We start from the raw sequence: 24,255 nt of genomic DNA, 5'->3' as shown, positions 1-24,255 counted from the left end.
TTAGCTCTATCCATTTATCTTTACGTTGTCGGACGATGCACATAGTGCAAAAACACATGCTGAATGATCACCTTTAGCACAGCAAAAAACGGAACAGCCAAGATCAAGCCAACGATCCCCGCCACCTCTCCACCCACAAGAAGGGCAAAAATAATGAATAATGGATGCATGTGAAGCGTTCTTCCAACCACTTGCGGAGAAATTACATTTCCTTCCAATATTTGCACAACCAAATTAATCATCGCCACCAATAAAACCATTTTTAAGGAAACAGTCGAGGCCATAAGAATCGCCGGGGCCGCGCCAAAGAAGGGGCCTAGATACGGAATGATATTAAACACAGCCACAACGCTTGCCAACAACAGCGGATAAGGCATCCCGATGAGCCAATACCCTAAATAAGCAAAAATTCCTATAATCAAACAGACGAGCAACTGTCCACGAATGTAATTGCCTAGCGCTGTGTCGATATCAATAAGCAGCTTGACGATCTTTTTGCGATGCTCTTTCGGCACAATAGCCAATGCTGTCTTCTCCATAAGTTGAAAATCTTTAAGCATATAGAAGGCAACGAAAGGCACGATGAAGGCAATTAACAGCATGTTAATCGTATTTCCAATTTGATGCACGTAATTAGAAATCGCCATTGAAATGGCATTCTCCAACTTTGCCAATGAATCGTTGAATCCCGTCCGTACGCTGTCAGGTAATAATTGATTCTGATTAAATCCATCCACTAACGATTGGGCGCGCATGGACATCTCTGGCATATGCTCATTCAGCTCAGCGACTTGTGCGATAAACATAGGCGTCATATTCATAATAACAACCGTTAATGACGAGATGAACACACTGTAGATCAAAAGCACCGCGATCGTTCTCGGTACTTTCCGTTGGTTAAGAATATTCACAACGGGATTCAGTATGTAGGAAATAATGAGAGCGATAAAAAAAGGAGTTAAAATCGCTTTAAAAAAACCAAATAGACTAAAAATAATCGGCTTTATTTGCAACAAAAGACAGAGCGTCGACAACGCGAGCAGCGCGTAGATTAATACAATAAACCATTTATTTTTCCAGAATCGTTCCATCTATTCACCCCGACACAGGCATAATCTTTCGCTAGTACAGTATATGTACAACCTTAGAAAATTAATCCGACGCAGGAAAATGAAAACAAACGCAACAAAAAACGCCATCTTCTCAAGCGCTTTAGGGTAAGCACCTGAGTCATGACGTTTCGTTAATTAACATACCTCTTAATTGGCGTGAACGTGAACTTGAGGAATCTCTTCCTCAAAAAACAAGTCATCAAGAGAGCTTAACGTACCATCTTCCTCTACTTGATACACGGACATTTTATCGCCATTTACGCTGAGCTCAATAAAGCAGCCCCAGCAGTAAAATTGATGGGAACCAATTTTCCCGATATCTTTGGAATTGCAGTTTGGACAACGCATCATGTTACTCACCCTATTCTTCTTTGGATACGAAGAGATCTATTACTTCTTCAGTGCAATGTACAGGCACTATGATAGCATCTTCCCCTTTGGTTGCCGAATCCGGCATCGGGAGCCATCTACGCCCTTCCTTCAAATCAGAAATAAACCCTTCGGACAGTTCATAGCCTACTATTTGTTTACCCCAATCTTGGTTCAAATAAACATCTTCTACCATGCCTAATTGCTGTCCACCCACCGTAATGACGGGAAGACCCTTAATCTTGCGGCTTCCTTCAAGTAATGCATGCAGGCTTTCCGTTTGCTCCAGCTCTTGAATGACATTATCGTTCAGTATGGTAACGGCATCTTCTCCAGCTGCAACGAGATCCTCCCAAGGAATATAACGAAGGGAAGAAAACCATTGCTTCGTTTCAAGTACGATGCCTTTTATGTTCCACATCGGGTCTAACAACAAATCTTTGACTTGACCTATTTGCTTACCGGATTGTACCGTTAACACGGGAAGTCCGATTAGATCGTGCGCTTTGCGCAAACGTCATACCCTCCTAGAACTACCCAGTTCTATATCTTACGTAACCTTTTAACAATGGCTGCAAGCTTTTGGGCAGTTGTTTCAATTTGCTCTATAGAATTCCCCATTCCAAAGCTAAATCGAACCGCGGAGGCTGTAACATTTTCTGGAAGCTTCATTGCTTTCAATACGTGGGAAGTTTCTAATGATCCCGAAGTACATGCGGAGCCACTTGCAGCTGCTACGCCTTCAAGATCAAGATTCATGAGTAATGTTTCAGTAGAAATACCTGGGAAGCTGATGTTAAGAATATGTGGGATCGACTGTTCCTTGTGACCATTGATGGTAAAACTCTCAAGACCTAATTGTTGTTCTAGAACGCTTATCATAATTTGACGAAGCTCAACAACTTTTGGTTGCATTTGCTCCATCATCGGCAAGAAAATTTCGACAGCTTTCGCAAACCCCGCGATGCCGGCCACATTTTCCGTGCCTGCTCGGCGCTTTCTTTCCTGGGAACCGCCATAAACATGAGGCGAAACCATCATGTTCTTAGAAATGTAAAGCGCGCCGACGCCCTTGGGTCCGTATATTTTATGAGCCGACAGACTCATTAAGTCAACAGGCAGCGTATCCAAGTTCAACGAGAGTTTGCCAAGAGCTTGCACCGCATCCACATGAAATGGGATTTGGCGACTTCTCGCCAGCTGCCCTACTTGCTCAATGGGCTGAATCGTACCCACTTCATTATTGACATACATCATGGAGATTAGAGCCGTATCCGGACGTATTGCTGCCTCTACATCCTCGATTTGAATAAGACCGGTCGGATCTACTGGCAGATAGGTAACTTCGTACCCGAGACTCTCCAACCGCTCGCAAGGATGCAGAACAGCATGATGCTCGATTTGTGTCGTAATGATATGCTTTTTGCCAACTTTATCCGCATTCACTATCCCGAAGATTGCCATATTGTTGCTCTCCGTCCCGCCACTCGTAAAAATGAGCTGTGAGGGCGGGCAGGCTAACAACTTGGCGGTTGAGTCACGAAACCGGTTTAAAGCGGTTCTTGTCCCTCTTCCGAAGCTGTGTGTGCTAGAAGGATTGCCAAAAAAAGCTGTATAGAAAGGAAGCATGGCTTCCAAGACGTCGGGATGCACTGGCGTTGTCGCCGCGTGATCGAGATAAATAGGATTCATATCTCACCTTAAATGTAAAACATATAGTTGTCATTCTTGCCTTGATCTTCGAAAGAAATCAAGTTGGCAAGTGTAGTTGAATCTAATACGTCTGCAATACTATCGCGAATACGAATCCAAAGATCCCTTTTCGCTGGATCGTCTTCTTCCGTAAAATCAACCGGGCTAATTGGCCCTTCCAACACTCGAATAACTTCTCCTGCTGTAACCTGCTCGGGAGATTTAGAAAGAATATAGCCACCGTAAGCTCCACGAATGCTTTTAACTAAACCCGCATTACGCAGCGGAGCTACAAGTTGTTCCAGATAATGCTCGGAAAGCTGATGCTTCTCCGCAATGCTTTTAAGTGAAGTCGGCCCTTCACCGAAACGATTGGCCAACTCCATCATGATTGTTAAACCATAGCGGCCTTTTGTAGAAATTTTCAAAAATAACACCTCATTCAACATTTATGCCATCAAGGTCGTCCCTATCCTGATAAACAGCGTTTCCATTTTGAGCCAAAACATTCCTAAACACCCGTATATCGTATATATGTTATCATAATTCCTTCTATTGTGGTGAAAAAACAATGACATTCTCATGAAATATTTTAAATTTCTAGGACAGAGATGTATAATAGTGAGAGTTTCACAAAGTCTTGAAGGATAGAAAAGAGGTTCACAGCTATGAGTAAAAAAACACGAGTCATTCTCGGCATGTCCGGAGGTGTCGATTCTTCAGTCGCCGCGCTGCTGCTCAAGGAGCAAGGTTATGAGGTTATTGGCATTTTCATGAAAAATTGGGACGATACCGATGAGTTCGGACATTGTACGGCTGAAGAAGATGCAGAGGATGTCAGAAGGGTATGCGACCAGCTCGATATCCCTTTCTATACAGTTAATTTCGAGAAGCAATACTACGACAAGGTATTTGCCTACTTCTTGGACGAGTACACCAAGGGACGCACACCCAATCCAGATGTGATGTGCAACCGGGAGATTAAATTTGGCGAACTGCTCCAGAAGGTCATGGATCTGGGTGGCGATTACATCGCTACAGGTCACTATGCGCAAGTGAAGGAACATAATGGCGAGTATACGCTGCTTCGTGGCAATGACACTAACAAGGATCAAACTTATTTCCTTAATGTGCTTAACCAACAGCAGCTGTCGAAGGCGATGTTTCCTATTGGCCATTTGCCTAAACCGAAGGTTCGGGAGATTGCGGAGGCTGCTGGCTTAGCTACAGCGAAGAAAAAAGATAGCACGGGTATTTGTTTTATTGGTGAGCGGGACTTTAAGAGCTTCCTAAGCCAGTATCTGCCAGCCAAGCCAGGTGATATGGTCGATATCCGCAATAATGAGGTTAGGGGTCGTCATGATGGTCTTATGTACTATACGCTGGGGCAAAGACAGGGTCTAGGTATTGGTGGATCTGGTACAGGAGAACCCTGGTTCGTCGTTGATAAAGACCTAGAAACTAATCGCTTGTTAGTTGTTCAGGGCGAGCAATATCCTGGGCTTTATTCCAAAGGTTTGACGGCAACGGACGTGAATTGGATTAGTCCGAGCAAGCCTTCCAACACATTCGCCTGTACAGCCAAATTTCGCTATCGTCAGCCTGACCAAGGTGTAAAAATTACTTTTTCCTCAGATGGGACTTGTGAAGTTGTCTTCGATAAACCTCAAAAGGCAGTGACACCAGGTCAATCTGTTGTTTTCTATGAAGGTGAAGTATGTCTAGGTGGCGGTATCATTGACAAGGTTCATAAATAAGTTTGCCACAGCTTGTTGAAGATATTACCTCCACCTTCTTTCGTATGTTGGCTTTGTCTCAAGCAAAGGATAATTACGAAGGGTGTGAGCGAATGAGCAAAGCAGCAGCCGTACTTTTCTTTATTTGTACATTTGCGTGCGGAAATGCAGCAGCTACGATAAATGTAAAAAGCGAAGCTGTATTTCATAGACAAGAGCAATCCCAGCAATCGGAACTCGAATATGCTCAATGGAGCCGCGTCGCCTTTAAAGAGGCTGGCAACGTATACACCTTGTTAAACTATCTTTATCTGGGACGCTCGAACGTAGCGCCAGGAGTAGCCCAACAGCAATTCCGCTTCTGGGCAAAAAAGAACGACGATGAATTTCCCTTGATCGTATCCATTCGGTATGATCCAGTAACACAGAAAATGTTCACGATTTCGATGGAAGAAGAAAAAAGAGGGAACCTCCAACTCTTATGAGTCGGCAGGTCTCCCTCTTCTTTTATGTTGATTATGCTTCATTTTCTCTTCTGTTCCCTGATCACTCGCGCTAAAGATGACTTCATACTTAATCTCATCCGGTAAATATTGCTGCTCAACGTAATGTCCTGGGAAATTATGCGGGTACATATACCCTTTATGCCCTAATTTTTCTGCACCTTTGTAGTGCGTGTCTCTCAGATGCATCGGCACATCTGCAGATTTAACAAGTTCCATAAGCTGGGTCGCTCGTGAGATAGCTATTGGAATCGAATTCGACTTCGGACTTTCTACGGCAAATAAAATTGCCTGGGAAATGACGTACTTTGATTCTGGCCACCCGATCTTGTGATAAGCATCCATGGCCGTCACCGATTGCACCATGGCCTGTGGGTTGGCAAGACCTATATCCTCACTACAGGCGACGATTAGCCGCCTCAAGAACGTCATGGGGTCCATGCCGAGCTTCTCGACCGCATACAAGAACCAGAACAACGCTGCGTCGCTAGAGCCGCGGACGCTCTTGTGAAAGGCTGAGAGCACATCATACTGCGTGGACTCGTCTGCCTTCACGATAGGGCGGCGGATCGACTCCTCCGCCACCTCTAGCGTAATCTGAACCGAACCATCCGGTTCAGGGGAGGTCGTGAGCGCTGCCAGCTCCAGCGCATTAAGTGAGCGGCGGATGTCACCAACAGCCATCGTCGCAATATGCTGCAGCGCCTCCTCTTGAACCTCGAGGCGCATGAAACCAAGTCCCTTCACGGGGTCAGTGATGGCTCGTCGCATAGCGATCAGCGCGTGGTGCGCCGTGAGGGCTTCAAGCTGAAACAGCGTCGAGCGTGACAGTAAAGCCCCGTTCACATGGTGAAACGGGTTTTCTGTCGTCGCACCGATGAAGATCAGAATGCCCTGCTCCACGGCGGGCAATAGCGCATCTTGTCTAGAGGTGTTGAAGCGATGCACCTCATCAAGAAACAGCGTAGTTTTGCGTCCATATAAGGACTTGTTAGACTTCGCTAGCTCAATGACTTCCCGCACATCTTTGACTGATGCATCAACAGCATTCAGCTTGATGAACTCACCTTGTGTCCGATTCGCGATAATATTCGCCAAGGTAGTTTTACCTGTTCCTGGCGGTCCATACAACAGAATAGAAGTAACCTGATCGGCCTCGATGGCTCGTCTCAATAACTTTCCTTGGCCGACAATGTGTTCCTGACCGATATATTCTTCAAGCGTCGTTGGTCGCATCCGATCGGCTAACAGCTTCCCACTTGGTTCCTGTCCTGAAGCAAATGTGAATAAATCCATATTGGTAAATTCCTTTACTAGGTTCTATTTAATTTATGCTCTATTATAACCCGCTAGATAAGCGGAATACAAAAGAGAGAGACGACTGCTCATGGGGTTTAGAAGAAATAATCACGGTCTTTGGTTCAGATGCAAGAGAGCCCAAAGGTAGCAATTCCATTATATGGGGCTGTCTCAAAATGGTAAAGGCGAGTGGAGGCATCCAATATACGAGCAAAAGAACCTTCACACCACTGTGAAGGTTCTTTTCCATCCTAAAATCACTTACATAGTGGGGGCTCAGAATTCCAAAAATGACTTTTGAGACAGCCCCGCTAACTTTTCTTTTGTGCTTGCTCCAGTAAATCTTTTACAGCAACACTCACCATAATTAATCCAGCCACAGGCGGCACGAAGGCATTGCTAGCAGGCGGCTGTTTGGCTTTGCGAATTTCCGGCGCATTCTCAGGAACGATCTGCTGAGTAACATCCTCACGAGGTTTCATCGGCGGTTCCGTTGAGAATACAACCTTCACGCCTTTCTTGATTCCTTCCTTACGCAGCCCCTGACGCACGACTCGCGCAATCGGGTCCATACTTGTTTTGGAGATATCAGCTACTTTGAACTGCGAAGGGTCCATCTTGTTAGCAGCACCCATACTGGATACGATTGGAATATTCCGCTCTAAGCACTGCTTGATGAGATGAATCTTGTAAGAAATTGTATCACTTGCATCCAGCACATAATCAATGGGATAAGCAAACACTTGTTCATAGGTTTCTTCCGTATAAAACATACGAAGAGCAATAGCATCGCATTCCGGATTAATTAATTTAATCCGCTCGCGCATAAGGTCTGCTTTAGGCTGTCCCACAGTCGTCGTAAGCGCGTGGATTTGACGGTTAATATTCGTGATATCGACAACATCCTTGTCGATGAGAATAATACGCCCAACCCCTGTGCGCGCTAACGCTTCGGCTGCAATGGCGCCTACGCCGCCAATGCCCAGCACAACGACCGTGCTATTTTTCATCACTTCAAGGCCTTCTGGGCCTATAGCTAATTCCGTCCGGGAAAATTGATGAAGCATGGAAACACGTCCTCTTTCTTTGTTTCTTAAGCCTTAGCAGCAGGCTGCTTCAGCGCCAAGCGAATCGACAGTTGCTCTAATTGTTTATCATCTACAGTACCAGGCGCATCGGTCAACAGATCAGTCGCACTCGCCGTTTTCGGGAATGCAATCGTTTCTCTCAAGTTTGTCCGGCCCGTAATCAGCATAACCAAACGGTCAAATCCGAATGCAAAGCCACCGTGTGGAGGTGTGCCGTACTCAAATGCTTCAAGCAAGAAGCCGAACTTCTCAGTTGCTTCTTCCTTCGAGAAACCGAGGGCTGCGAACATTTTTTCTTGTACGTCGCGTTGGTAAATCCGCATGGAACCGCCGCCTACTTCATAACCGTTCAAGACCAAATCGTAAGCTTGTGCACGAATTTGACCTGGATCCGTATCAAAGAAATGAACATCTTCTTCATTCGGACGCGTGAATGGGTGATGCTCAGCTACATAACGTTTCGCTTCTTCATCATATCCAAGTAATGGGAAATCGACGACCCACGCATATTTGAACTTTGAATCATCGATGAGTCCAAGCTCACGGCCAATTTTAAGACGCAGGTTGCCAAGTACATCTGCAACTACTTTTTTCTTATCAGCGGAGAAAAGCAGCAAATCTCCTTCTTCAGCGCCCAAACGTTCTGTCAAAGCAGCAATCTCAGCTTCATTGAAGAATTTTACGATAGGTCCCTTGAATTCACCGTCTTTCACTTGAATCCAAGCTAAGCCCTTAGCACCGTAGCGCGCTGCAAAAGGGGCAAGATCATCAATTTCTTTGCGGCTCCATGTTCCACAGCCCTTGGCGTTCAAGGCCTTAACTTGGCCACCGCCTTTAATGACATTCGCAAACACCTGAACGCCGGAAGTTTCAACGATATCCGAGACATCTTCCAACTCTAGACCGAAACGAAGATCCGGCTTATCAGAGCCGTATTTACCCATAGCATCCGCATAAGTAATCCGTTGGAACGGACGTGGAATTTCAACATTAGCTGTATCTCTCATTAGATTAACTACGAGTTCTTCCAAAATATCCAAAAGCTGATCCTGAGATAAGAAGGAAGTCTCGATGTCGACTTGTGTGAATTCAGGTTGACGGTCTGCACGCAGATCTTCATCTCGGAAGCAGCGAGCGATTTGGTAGTAACGCTCCAAGCCACCAACCATCAGCAATTGCTTGAAGATTTGTGGAGACTGCGGCAGCGCGAAAAATTCGCCTGGATGTACGCGGCTCGGAACCAAATAATCACGTGCGCCTTCTGGCGTGCTTTTTGTCAAAATCGGTGTTTCTACTTCAATAAATCCTTGGTCATCAAGGAAATTACGGAATACCTTCGATGCTTTGGAGCGCAGCATCAGTGTTTTTTGCATTTCTGGGCGACGCAGATCGAGGTAGCGATATCTCAAACGTACAGCCTCATCGACGTCTACGCCGTCTTCGATAAAGAACGGAGGCGTTTTAGCCGCGTTCATGATTTCGATTTCAGTTACTTGTATTTCGATCTCGCCTGTAGCAAGATTTTTGTTAACCGTCTCCGCGTCACGTTCAACTACTTTTCCTTTAACCGCTAGCACATATTCGTTACGCGCACGATCCGCGATAGCAAGTGCATCCCCAGAGAAATCCGGGTTAAATACCGTTTGGACCAGACCACTGCGATCACGAAGATCGATGAATAGTACGCCCCCAAGATCACGTCTTCTTTGCACCCATCCATTCAGTAATACGGTCTGTCCAATATCTGCTTTTGTCAACTGCCCACAATGATGTGTTTTGAGCATCATAATAATAAATCCTCCTCATAGGTAATAAGATTGGTTGTTTTTTATGCAAAAAGCGTCTTAGCTGCGTTCGCGGTCAGGTCCGCTAAACTCACGGTTACTTGATCACCAGTTTCCATCTTCTTCAAAGTAATCTCGTTTCGAGCTAGCTCATCATCTCCAAGAATAGCCACATAAGTCGCTTGAAGGCGATCAGCTGATTTCATTTTAGCCTTCATTTTGCGACCCAAATAATCTTTCTCCGCCGCTATGCCTTGCAATCTGAGCTGATGCAATAGCTTCGTTACTTCTTTTTCAGCCGCATCACCCAAGCCAATCAAATATACATCCAGTGGCTGCGGCTTTGGAACTTCAACGCCTTGCGCTTGCAGCACAAGCAGAATCCGTTCAAGTCCAAGTCCTAAACCTACGCCTGGTTGATCATTGCCCCCGATTTGTTCTACAAGGCCGTTGTAACGTCCTCCTCCACCAATCGTATCAATGGCTCCAATGCCTGCCGCTTTATATTCAAAAGCCGTGTGCGTGTAATAATCAAGCCCGCGAACAAGGCGAGGATTGATTCGGAATGGAACTCCCATTCCCTGCAAATGCTCTTGAAGCGATTCGAAATGGGTTTGGCATTCTTCATCCAAATATTGCAAAATATTCGGTGCGTCTTCTCCGAACTTTTGATCTTTTTTGCAATCTAAAATACGCATTGGGTTTCGATCATAACGAGATTGGCAGTCTTTGCATAGCTGATCCTTAACAGGTGCGAAAAACTCTTGAAGCTTTTCGCGGTAGGCGGTTCTAACTGACGGCGTTCCAACGGAGTTGATTTCTACAGTAACTTCCTTCAGCCCTATCTCCTTGTAGAACGTGTAGCCAAGCGCAATCACTTCTGCATCGATACTCGGATCAACCGAACCGAAAGCCTCAATGCCAAACTGATGAAACTGACGGTATCTGCCCGCTTGCGGCTGCTCGTATCTAAACATGGGTCCAACATAGTAAAGCTTACTGACATCCGGCTCTCCGTAAATTTTATTCTCTACATAAGCTCGCACAACCCCAGCTGTTCCTTCAGGACGAAGCGAAACACTGCGATCTCCCTTGTCAAGAAACGTGTACATCTCTTTTTCTACAATATCTGTCGTCTCTCCGACCCCTCTTGAGAACAACTCAGTATGCTCGAAGATCGGTGTGCGGATTTCGTTGTAGTTAAATCTCCTGCACAATTCTCTTGCTTTCGACTCCAAATACTGCCATTTCTCGACCTCGCCGGGGAGGAGATCCTGTGTGCCTTTCGGCTTTTGAATACTCATTTGTTCAACCTCCTAGTCATAGTTTTTACTTATAAGCGCTCCAAGGTTTGCATACAATCCTTTAATATAACAAAAAAATCCCCCACCCCCGACTTAGCGTCAGGGACGAGAGATTTGATAACCAAATTCACCCGTGGTACCACCCACATTCAGCATAACGCTTTTTATAGCCATAGGGCCATTTCATAGCGGTTCTGCTCTTTACGGTTAACGCCCGTTACACGCGTAGCAGCTACTATGCATACAACTTTCAAATTGAAAGTAATTATACAGTTCCCTACTCGTCCTCGGGGAGGTCCTTTCATTCGCTCATCATAAGGAAGTTTACAGCCTTGACTTCCCTCTCTGGTTATGTGGAGGCGAATTACTTTATCCCTTCAGCGGATCATAGAAATATCGATTTACATTATTGCTAATTGTAAACATTGAAAGCATCAAAGTCAAGAGAGAGAGGTGCTAAAATACAGGTTGCTCCACGATATTCATTAATGATGATCAGCCCATTTTTGCAACTCTTCCATTACAGGTTTTAGACCTTTTCCTTTAGCCGTTAATTCATACTCAATTCGAACTGGGGTTTCAGGGTATACATGACGGAGGATGATCCCAGCAGCCTCAAGCTCCTTGAATCTCTCTGAAAGCATTCGATCGCTCATACTCGGGATAAGCTCTGATATATCTTTAAAACGCTTCGGTCCAGAAAGCAGCACCGTAATGATGAGTCCAGTCCAACGCTTCCCCAGCAATTCAAATGCATTCTCAAATTTAGGACACAGTTGATAGTCTTTCATATGAATCATCTCCTTATTAACAATTTTAGCATAGTCGCTTGACAAAAGTAAGTGCTTCGTAATAATATACTAACATAAAGTAAGTTGTTATACAAAATATATCAAATAGGGAGTTGTTAGTTATGGCATTAGGCATGCTTATTATTCGTTTAGTTATCGGTTTGACATTCGCGGGGCACGGTACTCAAAAGGTGTTTGGTTGGTTTGGTGGATACGGCCCTAAAGGCACTGGGGGGTTCTTTGAATCTATCGGTATAAAGCCAGGCATCCTCATGGCTATCCTAGCGGGTTTGGCCGAATTGATAGGAGGCCTGCTCTTCGCTGCTGGATTATGGACCATTGTTGGAGCAGCTCTCATTGTATTGACAATGCTAGTTGCCATTATTAAAGTTCACGGTAAGAACGGGTACTGGGTTACTTCTAACGGAATTGAGTACAATATTGCCTTAATTGCCATCGCTGTAGGCGTTGCTCTCATGGGCGCAGGCGAATATTCCTTGGATTCTTTGATGTAAGTGATTTTCACGGATTTTCATTTCTATGTCCTCGTATATTCAGCCCCTTTTCACATATACATTGTACAACAAGGCAAATAACCTTGAATACAAGCTCAGGAGGCTGTATACCATGCCAACTCAAATTCAAGAAGAATTGCAAGATCTGCTCGTGTTCTTCTCAGAAGAAGCCGAAGAAGAAATCGGTGGAGTAGCTGAAGAGGAAGCTGAAGAAGCTTCTGAGGAGACAGAAGAAGAGGCCGTGGAGGAAGATTTATCAGAAGATACTGAGGATGCGGAAGCCGAAGTGGAAGCGGAGGCGGATAGCGAAGAGCCTGACGAGGAATCCGCTGAAGCTGAAGCGGATTCCCCAGACACCACCGAGTAATTGCAAGCGAAATTCACCCCCATCTGACAAAAAGCTAAGAGCCTTACTACCCTCATTCACACGGTAGTAAGGCTCTTATTTATCAACCTATGGCTTGCCTGTTAGTCCAATTTTCAAATCTCTAATCATCATATACGTATCGGCATTCGTTAGGTTTTGCTTATCGCCGATAAGATTCAAAGTGGCATCTGTCAATAATTTACTGCTAAGAAGCTCTGCCTGCGCTTGCTGCGCATCTACTTTCAAACCAATCGCTTGTGTGAGCGTATAGCTCGCTTGTTCTAACGTCAATGCGATTTTATCGTTGTTTTCCAGCTTCGCGATAGCAGCAGTCGCATCTCCTTTAAAAGCATCTGGTTTCATTTTCTTCGCACCATTCACCAGATTCGTCATACGCTTCGGATTAGCTTTATCATCCAAGTGAAAATCATTATTGTAAGCTCCAGAGGCTAGCCCAAGCATCATTGCTGTTTTCAAACCTTCGTATTCCTTATGTTCCATGAAAGGCTGAGGTTTCAGCGTCATTGGCTGTATCTCCATCCCCTGCTTGGTAAGCTGGTCTTGCAACTTAGCGATCACTTCTTTGGATGCCGTCATTTGACGGAACGTCAGCTTCTCTGCCTGCGCAATTTTCACTGCTGCGCCTGCTGCTTCCCCTTCAGCCATTCCCGTAGGCATGACTCTCGCGCTACCATGCGGAAGCGTGTCATAGCTGGCCGCTCTGCCAACTACAAGCAGACCATCTACTTTCTGCGGCACAATGCTGCGGAAAGGAATTGCGTATTGCTTGGGTTTGCATACTACGTTTCCTGAATCTGTAGGCGCTATCCGCTGAATGTCAACTGCATATGAACCGAAGCCAATGCGATCCCATTGATCATTATTGGTACAAACGTCCACAATACTTAGGCGGTACTCACCCTGCATATGGCGAGTTTCTCGCACATATAGCTCAGGTGCAGTGCCATCTAGCTCCAGATGAGCAAACTCTGGAAACGATTTTTGCATATAAGCAACTACATTAGGCAATTCTTTTTTTCCGATCTCAAAGGCTTCCTCAACTGACTTCGGATTAAAGGTATCTACATTGAAAATTTGCAATGAATTTATAAGAACTGTATTATCATTCTCTCTACCCATGTTGAGCCCTCTCATTTTGGCACGTTCCTTGTTAAGAGGCGGGTAGTTGCTCATTTCTTTGTATCCGAATACACTCACTTCATTCACACCTGAATTAACGTCATCGTCATTATTTAGGCGCTTCGCCATCATATCCCATACTTCAGGTGTCACATTTTTCAAACGAAATGCAAGTGTGACTGCCATCTTCGATTTGGGATCACCAATGTCTTCATGACCAATTGTGAACGGCACACCCGCTGCGGCTGCAAAATCACCATCCTGTGTGGCATCGATAACAGCAGATGCTTTCACAACCTGCGAGTTTCCACCCTCCAACGTAATCGTGGCACCTTGTATCTGCGTTTGTCCTTGGGCTAGCAGCGGCTCTATTTTTTGTGTTTTCAACAAAATATCAATGTTTTTTTCATTTTTAGCTAAATCGTAAAAAGCATTTGCCGCTGTGTTAACATCAAACGAATCGCCTTCGATCTTGGCGTACCACTCAGAGAAAAAGCCTTTATTAAACACATCATCTTTACCGAGAATATTTTTGTTAGGGGAATAGTTCATATCGATGGAATTAATCCATCCCAAAGTCATCAACCCGCCCAGAATATCTCGATTGCGCCCATCCACGAGTAAAGTCGATAGGCCATTTCTAGCCGCTGATACAGCAGCTGCAACGCCTTCAGGATCAGTACCGATTACGATAACATCATAAGCATCTTTGGCTTTCTTTACCGATTTCACCTCTTCGAGGTTCATCTTTTTCATACTGTGTCCACGATTTGCGGGATGCTTGTATTGATAATAGAGAGAGGATGCAGCTGCAAGCACTGCAAGTAGTATTAAGGCTCCCATCAAGAACATCCATCCCTTGGATGTGGATTCGTTACGTCTAGAACTTGTCATTCGTTCAAAAACACCTGCCTCTTTTACTTCTGTTCTTTGAGCTTCATTCCGGCTTTTATTCTTGTGCAAATACCAAATGTTAGTTTACCACATTTTCAAGTTAGAGAGAAATCTTGCCGCATTTATCAAATAAAGCCATCACGCTGTATTCGCACAGAGTGATGGCTTTACGTTTAACGATATGATTTCTTTGGAATGCTTTTCAACTTTTCCTGCTCAGAAGTGAATTCAGCGCTCATTTCTACGTCGGCTAGCACAGGCGCTTGATTCATCCGCTCCGCTACCGAAGCCTGAAGAAGCTGCTGCTCGGGTGCCGTCATCACTTTATGTTTAATCGATTGCCGCATCTGGATGCTCCTAACTAACTAGATTCTACAGATCTAGTATAGCCAGCCGATCAAACATTCAACCTTTTTTTCGCAGTCTATCGCAGCTATCTACTGTCAAGGATAAGGGTCACTGGCCCCCAATTTGTAAAATTAACATCCATCATTTCACCGAAAACCCCTGTTTCAACAATGAGACCTTGCGCACGCAGCAGCTCGTTGAATTTTTCATAGAGGGGCTTCGCGAGCTCCGGCCTTGCAGCTAACATGAAATTCGGCCTTTTGCCCTTCCGGCAATCGCCATATAAGGTAAACTGAGAAACAGACAAGATCTGACCGCCTGTTTCAAGGACAGAAAGGTTCATTTTTCCTATTTCATCCTCAAAAATGCGCAGTCCCGCTACTTTATCAGCCAAATACTTGGCATCCTGCTCTGTGTCCTCATGAGTAACACCTACGAGCAGCATAAGTCCATGCTCAATCTGGCCAACGGTTGTTTCGCCAACCATCACTTCAGCCTTTTTACAACGTTGCACAACAACTCTCATCGCTTAATATAACTCCTTAGCATTTTCAGTCGGAAAACTGTGTGTATCAGCTGTCCGTTACGTTTGCATAATCCGCTGCACAGAATATACGTCTTTCACCCGCTTAATTTTTTCCACTACTGCCTGCAGGTGATCGATATTTTTTATCAGGATCGTCATGTGAATCGTAGCCATCTTATTTTTATCCGAACGCCCGGATACAGCTGACAACGTCGTCTTGCTTTCGGAAACAGCTTGCAGCACTTCGTTAAGGAAGCCCCGACGATCGTGCCCAGTAATCTCGATCTCAACATTGAAGTTTGATTCCACTACTTCCGCCCATTCCACTTCAATGACGCGCTCCTCTTCCCCCATACTGGAAGGGATATTCGTGCAATCTGAACGATGAACCGACACACCACGCCCGCGTGTAATATAACCCATAATTAAATCACCGGGAACTGGATTACAGCAGCGGGCAAAGCGAACGAGCAAATTATCGACACCTTTAACCCGTACACCATTTGTTGGACCGCTCTTACGCGCAGTTTGTGTCTGTGACTTAACCTCTTTAACCTCACTGGTCAACTGCATGACCTGCGCTTCTTCTGCTTCCTTGCGCATCTTCTCTGTGAGTTTGGTACAGATTTGCGCAGCTGTGATACCGCCAAAACCAACGGCAGACAGCATGTCTTCAATATCATTAAAATTAAACTTCTTCGCTGCTTCCAGCATCTTATCATCACTCATGAGCGTTGGCGGGTCAATGGCCAAGCGCTTTAGCTCACGCTCAATCATATCCTTGCCTTTTTCTACATTTTCCTCGCGTTTTTCTTTCTTGAACCATTGCTTTATCTTACTTCGGGCATGTGAGGATTGTGCGATTTTCACCCAATCTTGACTTGGTCCGTAAGAGTGCTTAGAGGTCAAGATTTCGATAATATCACCGGTCTTTAGCTTATGGTCCAGAGGAACAATTCGAGAATTCACCTTAGCGCCAATCGTCCGATTGCCAACTTCAGTATGAATCCGATAAGCAAAATCAAGCGGCACAGAGCCGGCAGGAAGCTCGATCACTTCTCCTTTTGGCGTAAAAACGAATACAAGGTCGGAGAAGAAATCCATCTTCATGGATTCCATGAACTCAGAGGCATCGTTTGTTTCATGCTGCAGTTCGAGAATTTCGCGGAACCAGCTCATCTTATCTTCAAATGTGCCCGAGGGAACAACTGAGCCACCTTCTTTGTAGGCCCAGTGGGCTGCAATCCCAAATTCTGAGGTTTTGTGCATTTCAAAAGTGCGTATTTGCACCTCGAGCGGCTCGCCTTTGGGTCCAATCACGGTCGTATGCAGCGACTGATACATATTCGGCTTCGGCATTGCGATATAGTCCTTGAAACGCCCCGGCATTGGTTTCCACAATGTATGAATAATTCCAAGCGATGCGTAGCAATCTTTGATCCCGTCGACAATAACTCGCAGCGCCATTAGATCATAGATCTCATTAAACTGCTTGCCGCGTGAACTCATTTTTTTATAAATGCTGTATAAATGCTTAGGACGCCCCGAAATATCACCTTGGATACCCATCTCTTCGAGCTTCTCTTTAATGCTCTGAATGACGTCCTCAATATATTGTTCACGCTCAGTGCGTTTTTTCTGCATTAAATTAACGATCCGGTAGTATTGCTGCGGGTTCAAATAACGAAGGGCAATATCTTCCATCTCCCACTTGATGGTGGAAATACCGAGACGGTGCGCGATCGGACAGAAAATTTCCAGTGTTTCTTCCGCAATGCGACGTTGACTCTCTTCTGACTGATATTTTAATGTGCGCATGTTATGCAGACGATCTGCTAGTTTGATCAAAATAACCCGTATGTCCTGAGCCATCGCTACAAACATTTTACGGTAATTTTCGTTTTGTTGCTCTTCTTTGGATTTAAACTTGATACGCTCTAGCTTGGTCAACCCATCTACAAGCATAGCGCAGGTTTTCCCAAATTTACTTTGAACGGCTTCAAGTGAAACCGTCGTATCTTCTACGACATCATGAAGCAATGCTGCAATCACCGAGGTGACATCCATCTGCATATTCACCAAAATATCTGCAACAGCTAAGGGATGCAGAATATAGGGTTCTCCCGATTTGCGCACTTGGCCATGGTGGGCCTCATCGGCAAATTCATAGGCCTCCCGAATCCTCTGTAAGTCATTCTCTTTCAGATAGGTGGCGGCCTTCTCTAGCAGCTGCTCTATACCCATGCATTTACCCATTCCCTTTAGTCGATTTTTATCCATTATGCCTGCAAGGCAGGCTCCGCGTCAACTGCTCGCTCGCATACTTTCGACAAAATAACAGCCTTCTCTACTAAAGCGCTCACTTTTTAATCAAATCTAACAAGGAGCAGGTAGATCAGTACTTTAATATTTTACTAGTATCAACCATTTAGGAGCTAAATAATCCTGCTGCCCTGAATGAGAAAACACCTCATTATTGCCAAGGCAATGACGAGGTGTTTTCTCATAAATTAATATTGAAGCAATGAAACGACGTCAATTCCATCAAGCTTATCCCTGCCGTCTAGGTAGGAAAGCTCGATAAGGAATGCTGCGCCAACAATATCTCCGCCAAGCTGTTTGATCAAATCGATCGAGGTTTGAATCGTACCGCCTGTCGCGAGCAGATCATCAGCAATGAGGACCTTTTGACCAGGCTTAATACCGTCTTTGTGCATAGCTAATTTGTCCTTGCCATACTCAAGGGCATAATCGGCTTCAATCGTCTCCCCAGGCAGCTTGCCGCTCTTGCGAATCGGTACGAAACCTACACCCAAAGCGTAAGCCAAAGGAGCGCCGATTACGAAACCACGAGCTTCCGGACCTGCGATGACATCGATTTCTTTTTCTTTGATAAGCTCTTTAAGCTGATTGATTGCCTCTCTATACACAGGTCCATCTTGAAGCAATGTAGTAATATCCTTGAAGCGGATACCTGGTTGCGGAAAATCCGGGATAATGCGAATGTAATCTTTGAAATTCATACAATTTCCTCCAATAATTCATTTTGAAATGTTAGCTGTTCGACAATCCATTGCTCTAGCTCTTTGGCTGACGAATACATCACGATCGTTTCAACTTCCTGACGATGCAATCTATCTTGATATAACCGCGATGTAGTTAAATCTTTTTTGGCTGGTGTAGCTTGCAGCTTAACGACAGCCCCCTGTCGCTCTATAAAGCCTAACTCTTCAAAGACCGATACGATAAATTGTATCATAGTCGGGGAAAGACCTGAACGTTTACTTAAAGCTTGCATCAACCTTTGGTCTTGCACATTGAGAGATCCCTCTTTCTGCAATGTGCCGTACAGAAGCTTAAACATATCACGAGTTGGCATTGTACTTCCACTATTTGTCCCAAATTCCGCAAAAATTGCATAGCAGCGCATGATCCCGCGAGCTTGTTGCAATATATTCCGTAAATCTTCTGCATTCCGAGGAATTGTATAAAGCACAATATCTTGCATGCTTGCAAAATCTAATTCAGCAGCTTGCTCATTACCTGCCATCAACCCACCCGAATCTTGAACAATCCAATAAGGAATAGCTTCACCTATTTGAAAAGATGAGCTTGCAAATGTTGCGACATCGGATTCATTAAATAACACAATGGCTGGAATGGAATTATTAACGGCCATATTTCCTATACCCGATGAAAGAGCTTCTTTCAGTTGGCTAAGTTTGGCCTCCAATTGCTGTGCTCCGCGCCAATCAAACAGCTGCACATGCGTGATACGTAAATCTTGCATGACGATTTGCGGCTTTCGCATACCGTTCCATTCGTTAATGGAAACCTCGCCAAGTACATCAAGTCGTGCCGCTGGGGCGATTACATGTGCAAGATTACCTTTGCCAAAAGCGATCGCTTCAACAGAATTGCTGATTTCATTGTCCATCTGTGATAGTCCAAGCTTTAGATGCTGCTTTTCTTTGCCCATCGTACGGATGTCCCCTAGCAGCAAATCTGTGAATACAAACTTCGGAGCAGGATTCCCCATACCAAACGGAGCAAGCTTCTCCAACTGCTGGATACTCGATATGGGAACATCCGCCAGACTGCATGCCACATCCGCTCTAAGGAATGGAATCAAGTCTTCCTCTGACAAAGTTGTTTCTGCAAGCTCGTTCAACTTGTGCGAGAAAGCATCCAAATGAATATGATTCAAGCTCATCCCAGCAGCTGCTTGATGCCCACCGTAATGGTCAAGCCAATGCTTGCATTCGGTTAATGCTTTGTATAGATCAAAGCCGACAATGGAACGAGCAGAGCCTTTAGCAATGCCAGTTTCGGGATCAATGCTTAAAACAAGCGTTGGCCGATAGAATTTCTCCACGATCTTAGAGGCAACGATACCGACTACACCGACATTCCAGCCTTCCTTAGCAACGACAATGACTTTATCTAGTCCCTTGCTCCGCTGCTGCTCAGCCATCTCCAGCGCTTCCGCTGCCATTTCTTCAACGATACGTTGACGTTCTTTGTTTAACATGTCTAGTTCGAAAGCGATTTGTTCCGCTTCTTGTTCATCTGTTGTGGTAAGCAGCTTTACCGCATCATCCGCACATTCCAAGCGCCCGCTTGCATTAATACGAGGAGCAAGTGAAAATCCGATGTGAGAAGCCGTCACTTCCTTGCGTTCTATGCCTGATACACCAATTAACGAGCGAAAACCCGGATAAGCGGAAGCCTGCATGCGAACCAAGCCCATCTTCACAATCAGTCGATTCTCGCCTGTTAGAGGCATTAAGTCAGCTACCGTGCCAAGCGCAGCAAACTCCAGCAGTTCTTCAGGTATGCGACCGAGCAGCGCGTGTGCAAGCTTGAAAGCAACGCCAACCCCTGCAAGCTGCTTATACGGGTAAGGGCACCCAGGTTTTTTCGGATTAATGATAGACAATGCATCCGGGAGTGTCTCTGGTGGCTCATGGTGATCCGTAACAATAACATCCATGCCCAGCTCCTGAATATACTGGACTTCACCTACCGCGCTAATTCCGGTATCAACCGTAATCAACAGCGAAACCCCTTGTTCTTTGGCTAACGCAATCGCCGAACGATTCAACCCGTAACCCTCACGTATCCGATGGGGAATATAGGTATCGAAGCGCGCTCCTAGACCCTGAAGCAGATGTGCCATCAGCGATGTGCTGCTTACGCCATCGGCATCGTAATCGCCGTACACACGAATGTGTTCATTGCGCTCCAATGCCTTCTTGATTCGTTCTACGGCTGGAAGCATCCCATCCAACAGGAAGGGATCGTGAAAATTTTCAAGTCCTCCATGCAAAAACTGTTCGGCTTCATGAACGGTGCCTAGATGTCGGAGAACGAGCATTTTGGCCACAAGCGGATCGATCTGTAACTCGCTGACGAATGTCTCGACAAGCGCCTCATCTGCACTGCCTATGCTCCATCTTGCCTTAGCGGATAGCACCTGATGTGTCCTCCTTAGCGTTTTGCTTCGCAAAACTTTCTTCGTAAGCATTCACTGAGTTTTGCTGCGCAAAACCTTCTTGACTAACGTTATTAATGGAAAATGGACGGATGTTCACTTCGTTCCATATCCGAATTATTTTTATAAGGATATCCCGCATCGTAAGGATTGACGTGAACGAAAACATCTGAAACATGATGAAACCGTTTCATCAATTGATGTTTAACGAATTTAGCGATATCGTGTCCTTCAAGTACCGAGATCCGTGGGTTAACGCTTATTTTAATATCTACAATAACATAATGACCGTGTTCTCTTGCACGCAAGTCATCCACAGTGATGACCCCTTTAATCGTTTGAACCGTTGTAATAAGGTCAGCGGCATCCTCATGATGCAGCGCATGATCCATCGTTGCATGAAAAGCTTCCTTAACTAGCAAATATCCCCTTCTCAAGATAAGCAGCGAGATGAATAAACCCGCTAATGGATCTAGGTAATAAAGAACCCTAATATCCAAATACTGACCTAGCAGAGCCCCAAAGACTCCAACTAGCGCTGCAATAGAAGAGTATACATCGGAACGACGCTCCCATGCCTTGGTAATTATTACCTGAGGGTTTTTTCGCTTTGCTAGCTTTAATTTATATTGAAACATCGCTTCTTTTATAACGAAAGAAAATCCAATCGCGGCAAGAGCATATACCTTTGGAGCCATCTCAATTCCTTGCCAAATCGACTTAGTAGCTGAAAGCGCGATTTCTACCCCAACAATCATTAAAAGAACAGACACAACAATAGATGAGATGAATGATGACTTTCCATTTCCAAATGATTGAACTTCCTCAGGCAACTTTCTAGCTGCACGCAGTCCAATTAACACAGCAAAAGAACCTGCAACGTCTGTTGCCGAATGAGCGCTATCTGCGAGCAGTGCTTTACTTTGCGCCATAATACCGACAATACCCTTGAGAAGTACAAGAGCTATGTTGCCAACAATACCTACCCAGGCAGCGAATTCAGCCTTTTGAAACCGCTCATCATTCATGAATTGGCACTCCCCCTGAACCGATACAAAGGCCGCGCAACATACACGCGGCCGGATATTATGGTTATTACGCTGCAGCTTTCTTTTTAGAACCTAAAGATTTTCTTTTGAATAAATACCAGAGTGAACAAGCAATGAAGATAGATGAATAAGCTCCGCTTGTTAATCCGACTAGTTTCGCGAGTGCGAATAGTTTAATTGACTCGCTTCCGAAAATGTAGAGACAGCCTGCGGCTAACAACACGACAAGAACCGTATTGATATTCCGCGCCATCGTCTGCCAAATACTATCGTTGACAAGCTTAGTGAGATCTTCATCTGTTTTCAGCTTGGCAAATCTGAGATTCTCCCGAATTCGGTCAAAAATAACAATTTTATCATTAATGGAATAACCGATCGTTGTTAGAACTGCCGCAAGAAACGGTAAATTTACTTCGAGACGGAAAATGGCGAATACCGCAATAACGAGAAACGCATCATGGAGAATTGCGATAATAGCTGCCAAAGCAAAACGCCATTCAAAACGAATACTTACATACACGCAAATCAGAACACTCGCAATAGCCACTGCGTAAACAGCCTTCAACAGCAATTCCTTTGCAAGCTGCGGATCTACAGTATTAACTTCCTTCGAAACCTCCGTGCTATAAGCGGTAGCAAATGCAGCTTGGATCTTGCTCACTACAGCATCCGCTAATACATCATCGAAACGAATGGAGACACGGTCGCTATTGTTACCACCAATCGTCGGATCCGCGTATTTCGATTTCACATCGCCACTTGACGCCAGTTGCTTCATAATCTCTTCAACCTTAGCTTTGTCAAGCTGCTTGCCTACAACAAGATCAATATTCGTTCCCGCTTTAAAATCTACCCCGAAGTTCATGCCAGCGAAGAGCATGACGGCCAAGCCTACAATTACAAGGATGATAGATGCAGCAAAAAATTTATTACGATTCTTTACAAAATCGAACTGTTTCTTAGAGCCCACGGATGTCTGCCTCCTTTACACCGAAATAACTTGGCTTTTTCAGCAAGTTGCCTCGGATAATCAGATGAAGCAGCCATCTGGACAAAATGACGTTCGTTAAAATACTGATTATAATACTCATCATCGTAATAACCGCAAACCCCCGAATAGCACCATTCCCGACATAATAGAGAACAATACCAGAGATCAAGTTAGTTACGTTGGCATCCATAATGGTTCGGAACGAATGTTTGGAGCCCGCTTTTAAAGATGAAAGAATACTCTTACCTGACCGGATTTCCTCACGAATTCTTTCGTATGTAATGATGTTGGCATCGACCGCCATACCTGCTCCTAAGACGAGAGCGGCAATACCCGGCAAGGTTAACGTGGCATTCATCCAGTCAAATACAGCCAATAGTACCCAAACATATGTAATTAATGTGAACGCAGCTACAAGGCCAGGTGCACGATAATAAAACACCATGAAAAGAAAGATCAAAATTGAAGCAATCAGTCCCGCTCGTGCTGTTTCATGCAACGATGCTGTACCTAGCGTAGCATCAACACGTTGAATATACTTTTCAGTCAACTTTAGAGGCATTGCGCCTAAGTTAATTAATTTTGCAACTTTGGTTGCTTCAGTCACACTGGATTGGTTAATAATCGCGGCATCACTATCAATTGGATAAGGCACTGATGCGGTAGATTGTAATTCTTCATCCAAGTAAATAGAAAGCGTGCTTCCCGTAAGTTTTGTTGTAACTTCTTTAAACTTTTCTCTGCTTTTCAATTTAATTTCTACAATCGGTTGTTTCGTATTTGGATCGTAGCTCAACTTCGCAGCATTCTCTACGAAATCTGTCCCATTCATATAGACCGTACCGTCTGGTCCTCTGAAGGTAAGTACAGCTGGTTTAGACATCAAGCTTCTAACTTCTTCTTCATTCTTCACACCAGCTAAACGAACACGAATGCGGTCGCTTCCCTCCGTACTGACCTCAGGCTCTGCAACACCAAGGCTGTCTGCGCGTTTGGCAAGACTTTCAGCCGCTTGATTAAGTGTTACCTTTGTCAGTGGTTGACCTGCTGTTAAAGGTTCTGCCGTATACAGAATTTCAAACCCACCCTTTAAATCCAATCCAAGCTTAATTCGGTCTACAAGATTCGGACTTGTTGCACCAATGCATCCCAGTACAACTATGACCGTTAAAAAAAAGAACGAGACTCTTTTCCAATCCAACATCTCTTGCTTGTCTCCCTTCCATACTCAATATTCCTATTATACTCAGGTG

23 protein-coding genes are annotated in these 24,255 nt (G+C 44.8%); 4 read left to right on the top strand and 19 right to left on the bottom strand.

Annotation, left to right across the window (positions count from 1 at the left end; genetic code table 11):
- Positions 1-20 precede the first annotated feature (20 nt).
- The 5 genes from GK047_RS00760 to cymR all read right to left on the bottom strand — a co-directional run bounded on the left by GK047_RS00760 (position 21) and on the right by cymR (position 3,601).
- Complete coding sequence (locus GK047_RS00760; RefSeq protein ID WP_163940156.1) at positions 21-1,091, bottom strand: AI-2E family transporter; 1,071 nt, start codon at positions 1,089-1,091, stop codon at positions 21-23.
- Between the two features lie 168 nt (positions 1,092-1,259).
- Positions 1,260-1,463, bottom strand: a complete 204-nt coding sequence (locus tag GK047_RS00755) for a hypothetical protein (RefSeq protein WP_163940154.1) — start codon at positions 1,461-1,463, stop codon at positions 1,260-1,262.
- 10 nt (positions 1,464-1,473) lie between these two features.
- Complete coding sequence (locus tag GK047_RS00750; protein WP_163940152.1) at positions 1,474-1,995, bottom strand: PRC-barrel domain-containing protein; 522 nt, start codon at positions 1,993-1,995, stop codon at positions 1,474-1,476.
- 29 nt (positions 1,996-2,024) lie between these two features.
- The gene (locus GK047_RS00745; protein WP_163940150.1) at positions 2,025-3,173 is read right to left on the bottom strand and encodes a cysteine desulfurase family protein; all 1,149 of its coding nucleotides are present in this window, start codon (positions 3,171-3,173) and stop codon (positions 2,025-2,027) included.
- A gap of 8 nt (positions 3,174-3,181) precedes the next feature.
- Positions 3,182-3,601, bottom strand: a complete 420-nt coding sequence (gene cymR / locus GK047_RS00740; protein ID WP_163940148.1) for a cysteine metabolism transcriptional regulator CymR — start codon at positions 3,599-3,601, stop codon at positions 3,182-3,184.
- Between the two features lie 240 nt (positions 3,602-3,841).
- Between cymR and mnmA the strand changes: the two genes are divergently transcribed.
- Positions 3,842-4,930, top strand: coding sequence for a tRNA 2-thiouridine(34) synthase MnmA (mnmA, locus tag GK047_RS00735; protein ID WP_163940146.1), 1,089 nt, complete (start codon positions 3,842-3,844; stop codon positions 4,928-4,930).
- 92 nt (positions 4,931-5,022) lie between these two features.
- Positions 5,023-5,394: a DUF3889 domain-containing protein gene (locus GK047_RS00730; RefSeq protein ID WP_163940143.1), complete on the top strand. Its 372-nt coding sequence runs from the start codon at positions 5,023-5,025 to the stop codon at positions 5,392-5,394.
- Here the strand turns inward: GK047_RS00730 and GK047_RS00725 are convergent.
- From GK047_RS00725 to GK047_RS00705, 5 genes are all read right to left on the bottom strand, one after another.
- Positions 5,389-6,708, bottom strand: coding sequence for a replication-associated recombination protein A (locus GK047_RS00725; protein ID WP_163940141.1), 1,320 nt, complete (start codon positions 6,706-6,708; stop codon positions 5,389-5,391). The two genes, GK047_RS00730 and GK047_RS00725, sit on opposite strands and share 6 nt — an antisense overlap.
- Before the next feature lie 314 nt (positions 6,709-7,022).
- On the bottom strand, positions 7,023-7,778 hold the full coding sequence (locus GK047_RS00720) for a tRNA threonylcarbamoyladenosine dehydratase (RefSeq protein ID WP_163940139.1): 756 nt from the start codon (positions 7,776-7,778) through the stop codon (positions 7,023-7,025).
- A gap of 26 nt (positions 7,779-7,804) precedes the next feature.
- Positions 7,805-9,586, bottom strand: coding sequence for an aspartate--tRNA ligase (gene aspS, locus GK047_RS00715; protein WP_163940138.1), 1,782 nt, complete (start codon positions 9,584-9,586; stop codon positions 7,805-7,807).
- A 41-nt stretch (positions 9,587-9,627) separates the two neighbouring features.
- On the bottom strand, positions 9,628-10,887 hold the full coding sequence (gene hisS, locus GK047_RS00710) for a histidine--tRNA ligase (protein WP_163940136.1): 1,260 nt from the start codon (positions 10,885-10,887) through the stop codon (positions 9,628-9,630).
- A gap of 485 nt (positions 10,888-11,372) precedes the next feature.
- The gene (locus tag GK047_RS00705) at positions 11,373-11,678 is read right to left on the bottom strand and encodes a winged helix-turn-helix transcriptional regulator (protein WP_163940134.1); all 306 of its coding nucleotides are present in this window, start codon (positions 11,676-11,678) and stop codon (positions 11,373-11,375) included.
- Between the two features lie 122 nt (positions 11,679-11,800).
- Between GK047_RS00705 and GK047_RS00700 the strand changes: the two genes are divergently transcribed.
- Complete coding sequence (locus GK047_RS00700; protein WP_163940133.1) at positions 11,801-12,193, top strand: DoxX family protein; 393 nt, start codon at positions 11,801-11,803, stop codon at positions 12,191-12,193.
- A gap of 112 nt (positions 12,194-12,305) precedes the next feature.
- Positions 12,306-12,560: a hypothetical protein gene (locus GK047_RS00695; RefSeq protein ID WP_163940132.1), complete on the top strand. Its 255-nt coding sequence runs from the start codon at positions 12,306-12,308 to the stop codon at positions 12,558-12,560.
- Positions 12,561-12,647: 87 nt separating this feature from the next.
- Here the strand turns inward: GK047_RS00695 and GK047_RS00690 are convergent, their stop codons facing one another.
- From GK047_RS00690 to secD, 9 genes are all read right to left on the bottom strand, one after another.
- Entirely contained in the window at positions 12,648-14,594 is a 1,947-nt protein-coding gene (locus GK047_RS00690) for an FAD-dependent oxidoreductase (protein ID WP_163940131.1), read from the bottom strand.
- Positions 14,595-14,767: 173 nt separating this feature from the next.
- Positions 14,768-14,941 carry a hypothetical protein gene (locus GK047_RS00685; protein WP_163940130.1) on the bottom strand — a complete coding sequence of 58 codons (174 nt, stop codon included), beginning with the start codon at positions 14,939-14,941 and terminating at the stop codon, positions 14,768-14,770.
- Positions 14,942-15,027: 86 nt separating this feature from the next.
- Positions 15,028-15,468, bottom strand: a complete 441-nt coding sequence (dtd, locus tag GK047_RS00680; protein WP_163940129.1) for a D-aminoacyl-tRNA deacylase — start codon at positions 15,466-15,468, stop codon at positions 15,028-15,030.
- 57 nt (positions 15,469-15,525) lie between these two features.
- Positions 15,526-17,712 (bottom strand): RelA/SpoT family protein, encoded by a 2,187-nt coding sequence (locus GK047_RS00675; protein ID WP_163940128.1) that lies wholly within the window; start codon positions 17,710-17,712, stop codon positions 15,526-15,528.
- 266 nt (positions 17,713-17,978) lie between these two features.
- Positions 17,979-18,491: an adenine phosphoribosyltransferase gene (locus GK047_RS00670; protein WP_163940127.1), complete on the bottom strand. Its 513-nt coding sequence runs from the start codon at positions 18,489-18,491 to the stop codon at positions 17,979-17,981.
- Complete coding sequence (recJ, locus tag GK047_RS00665; protein ID WP_163940126.1) at positions 18,488-20,944, bottom strand: single-stranded-DNA-specific exonuclease RecJ; 2,457 nt, start codon at positions 20,942-20,944, stop codon at positions 18,488-18,490. Before recJ ends, GK047_RS00670 begins: the two co-directional genes overlap by 4 nt.
- Before the next feature lie 92 nt (positions 20,945-21,036).
- Positions 21,037-21,990 carry a cation diffusion facilitator family transporter gene (locus tag GK047_RS00660; protein ID WP_163940125.1) on the bottom strand — a complete coding sequence of 318 codons (954 nt, stop codon included), beginning with the start codon at positions 21,988-21,990 and terminating at the stop codon, positions 21,037-21,039.
- Between the two features lie 67 nt (positions 21,991-22,057).
- Complete coding sequence (gene secF / locus GK047_RS00655; RefSeq protein ID WP_163940124.1) at positions 22,058-22,981, bottom strand: protein translocase subunit SecF; 924 nt, start codon at positions 22,979-22,981, stop codon at positions 22,058-22,060.
- A complete protein-coding gene (gene secD, locus GK047_RS00650) occupies positions 22,971-24,203 on the bottom strand; it encodes a protein translocase subunit SecD (protein WP_240343796.1) in 1,233 nt (410 codons plus the stop codon). Before secD ends, secF begins: the two co-directional genes overlap by 11 nt.
- Positions 24,204-24,255: the final 52 nt, after the last annotated feature.

It is taken from the genome of Paenibacillus sp. SYP-B3998 (genome assembly GCF_010820665.1).
Lineage (GTDB): Bacteria > Bacillota > Bacilli > Paenibacillales > NBRC-103111 > Paenibacillus_E.
Note: the sequence above shows the minus strand (reverse complement) of the source record. Positions and strands in the feature narration are given on the sequence as shown.

Bases quoted from the DNA above. Each gene is read 5' to 3' on its own strand.
- GK047_RS00675 (WP_163940128.1), bottom strand. From the start codon at position 17,712: ATGGGTATAGAGCAGCTGCTAGAGAAGGCCGCCACCTATCTGAAAGAG.
- GK047_RS00760 (WP_163940156.1), bottom strand. From the start codon at position 1,091: ATGGAACGATTCTGGAAAAATAAATGGTTTATTGTATTAATCTACGCG.
- GK047_RS00730 (WP_163940143.1), top strand. From the start codon at position 5,023: ATGAGCAAAGCAGCAGCCGTACTTTTCTTTATTTGTACATTTGCGTGC.
- GK047_RS00720 (WP_163940139.1), bottom strand. From the start codon at position 7,778: ATGCTTCATCAATTTTCCCGGACGGAATTAGCTATAGGCCCAGAAGGC.
- GK047_RS00685 (WP_163940130.1), bottom strand. From the start codon at position 14,941: ATGCGGCAATCGATTAAACATAAAGTGATGACGGCACCCGAGCAGCAG.
- GK047_RS00705 (WP_163940134.1), bottom strand. From the start codon at position 11,678: ATGAAAGACTATCAACTGTGTCCTAAATTTGAGAATGCATTTGAATTG.
- GK047_RS00725 (WP_163940141.1), bottom strand. From the start codon at position 6,708: ATGGATTTATTCACATTTGCTTCAGGACAGGAACCAAGTGGGAAGCTG.
- GK047_RS00755 (WP_163940154.1), bottom strand. From the start codon at position 1,463: ATGATGCGTTGTCCAAACTGCAATTCCAAAGATATCGGGAAAATTGGT.
- dtd (WP_163940129.1), bottom strand. From the start codon at position 15,468: ATGAGAGTTGTTGTGCAACGTTGTAAAAAGGCTGAAGTGATGGTTGGC.
- GK047_RS00695 (WP_163940132.1), top strand. From the start codon at position 12,306: ATGCCAACTCAAATTCAAGAAGAATTGCAAGATCTGCTCGTGTTCTTC.
- aspS (WP_163940138.1), bottom strand. From the start codon at position 9,586: ATGATGCTCAAAACACATCATTGTGGGCAGTTGACAAAAGCAGATATT.
- hisS (WP_163940136.1), bottom strand. From the start codon at position 10,887: ATGAGTATTCAAAAGCCGAAAGGCACACAGGATCTCCTCCCCGGCGAG.
- mnmA (WP_163940146.1), top strand. From the start codon at position 3,842: ATGAGTAAAAAAACACGAGTCATTCTCGGCATGTCCGGAGGTGTCGAT.
- GK047_RS00690 (WP_163940131.1), bottom strand. From the start codon at position 14,594: ATGACAAGTTCTAGACGTAACGAATCCACATCCAAGGGATGGATGTTC.
- GK047_RS00700 (WP_163940133.1), top strand. From the start codon at position 11,801: ATGGCATTAGGCATGCTTATTATTCGTTTAGTTATCGGTTTGACATTC.
- GK047_RS00660 (WP_163940125.1), bottom strand. From the start codon at position 21,990: ATGAATGATGAGCGGTTTCAAAAGGCTGAATTCGCTGCCTGGGTAGGT.
- GK047_RS00745 (WP_163940150.1), bottom strand. From the start codon at position 3,173: ATGAATCCTATTTATCTCGATCACGCGGCGACAACGCCAGTGCATCCC.
- GK047_RS00670 (WP_163940127.1), bottom strand. From the start codon at position 18,491: ATGAATTTCAAAGATTACATTCGCATTATCCCGGATTTTCCGCAACCA.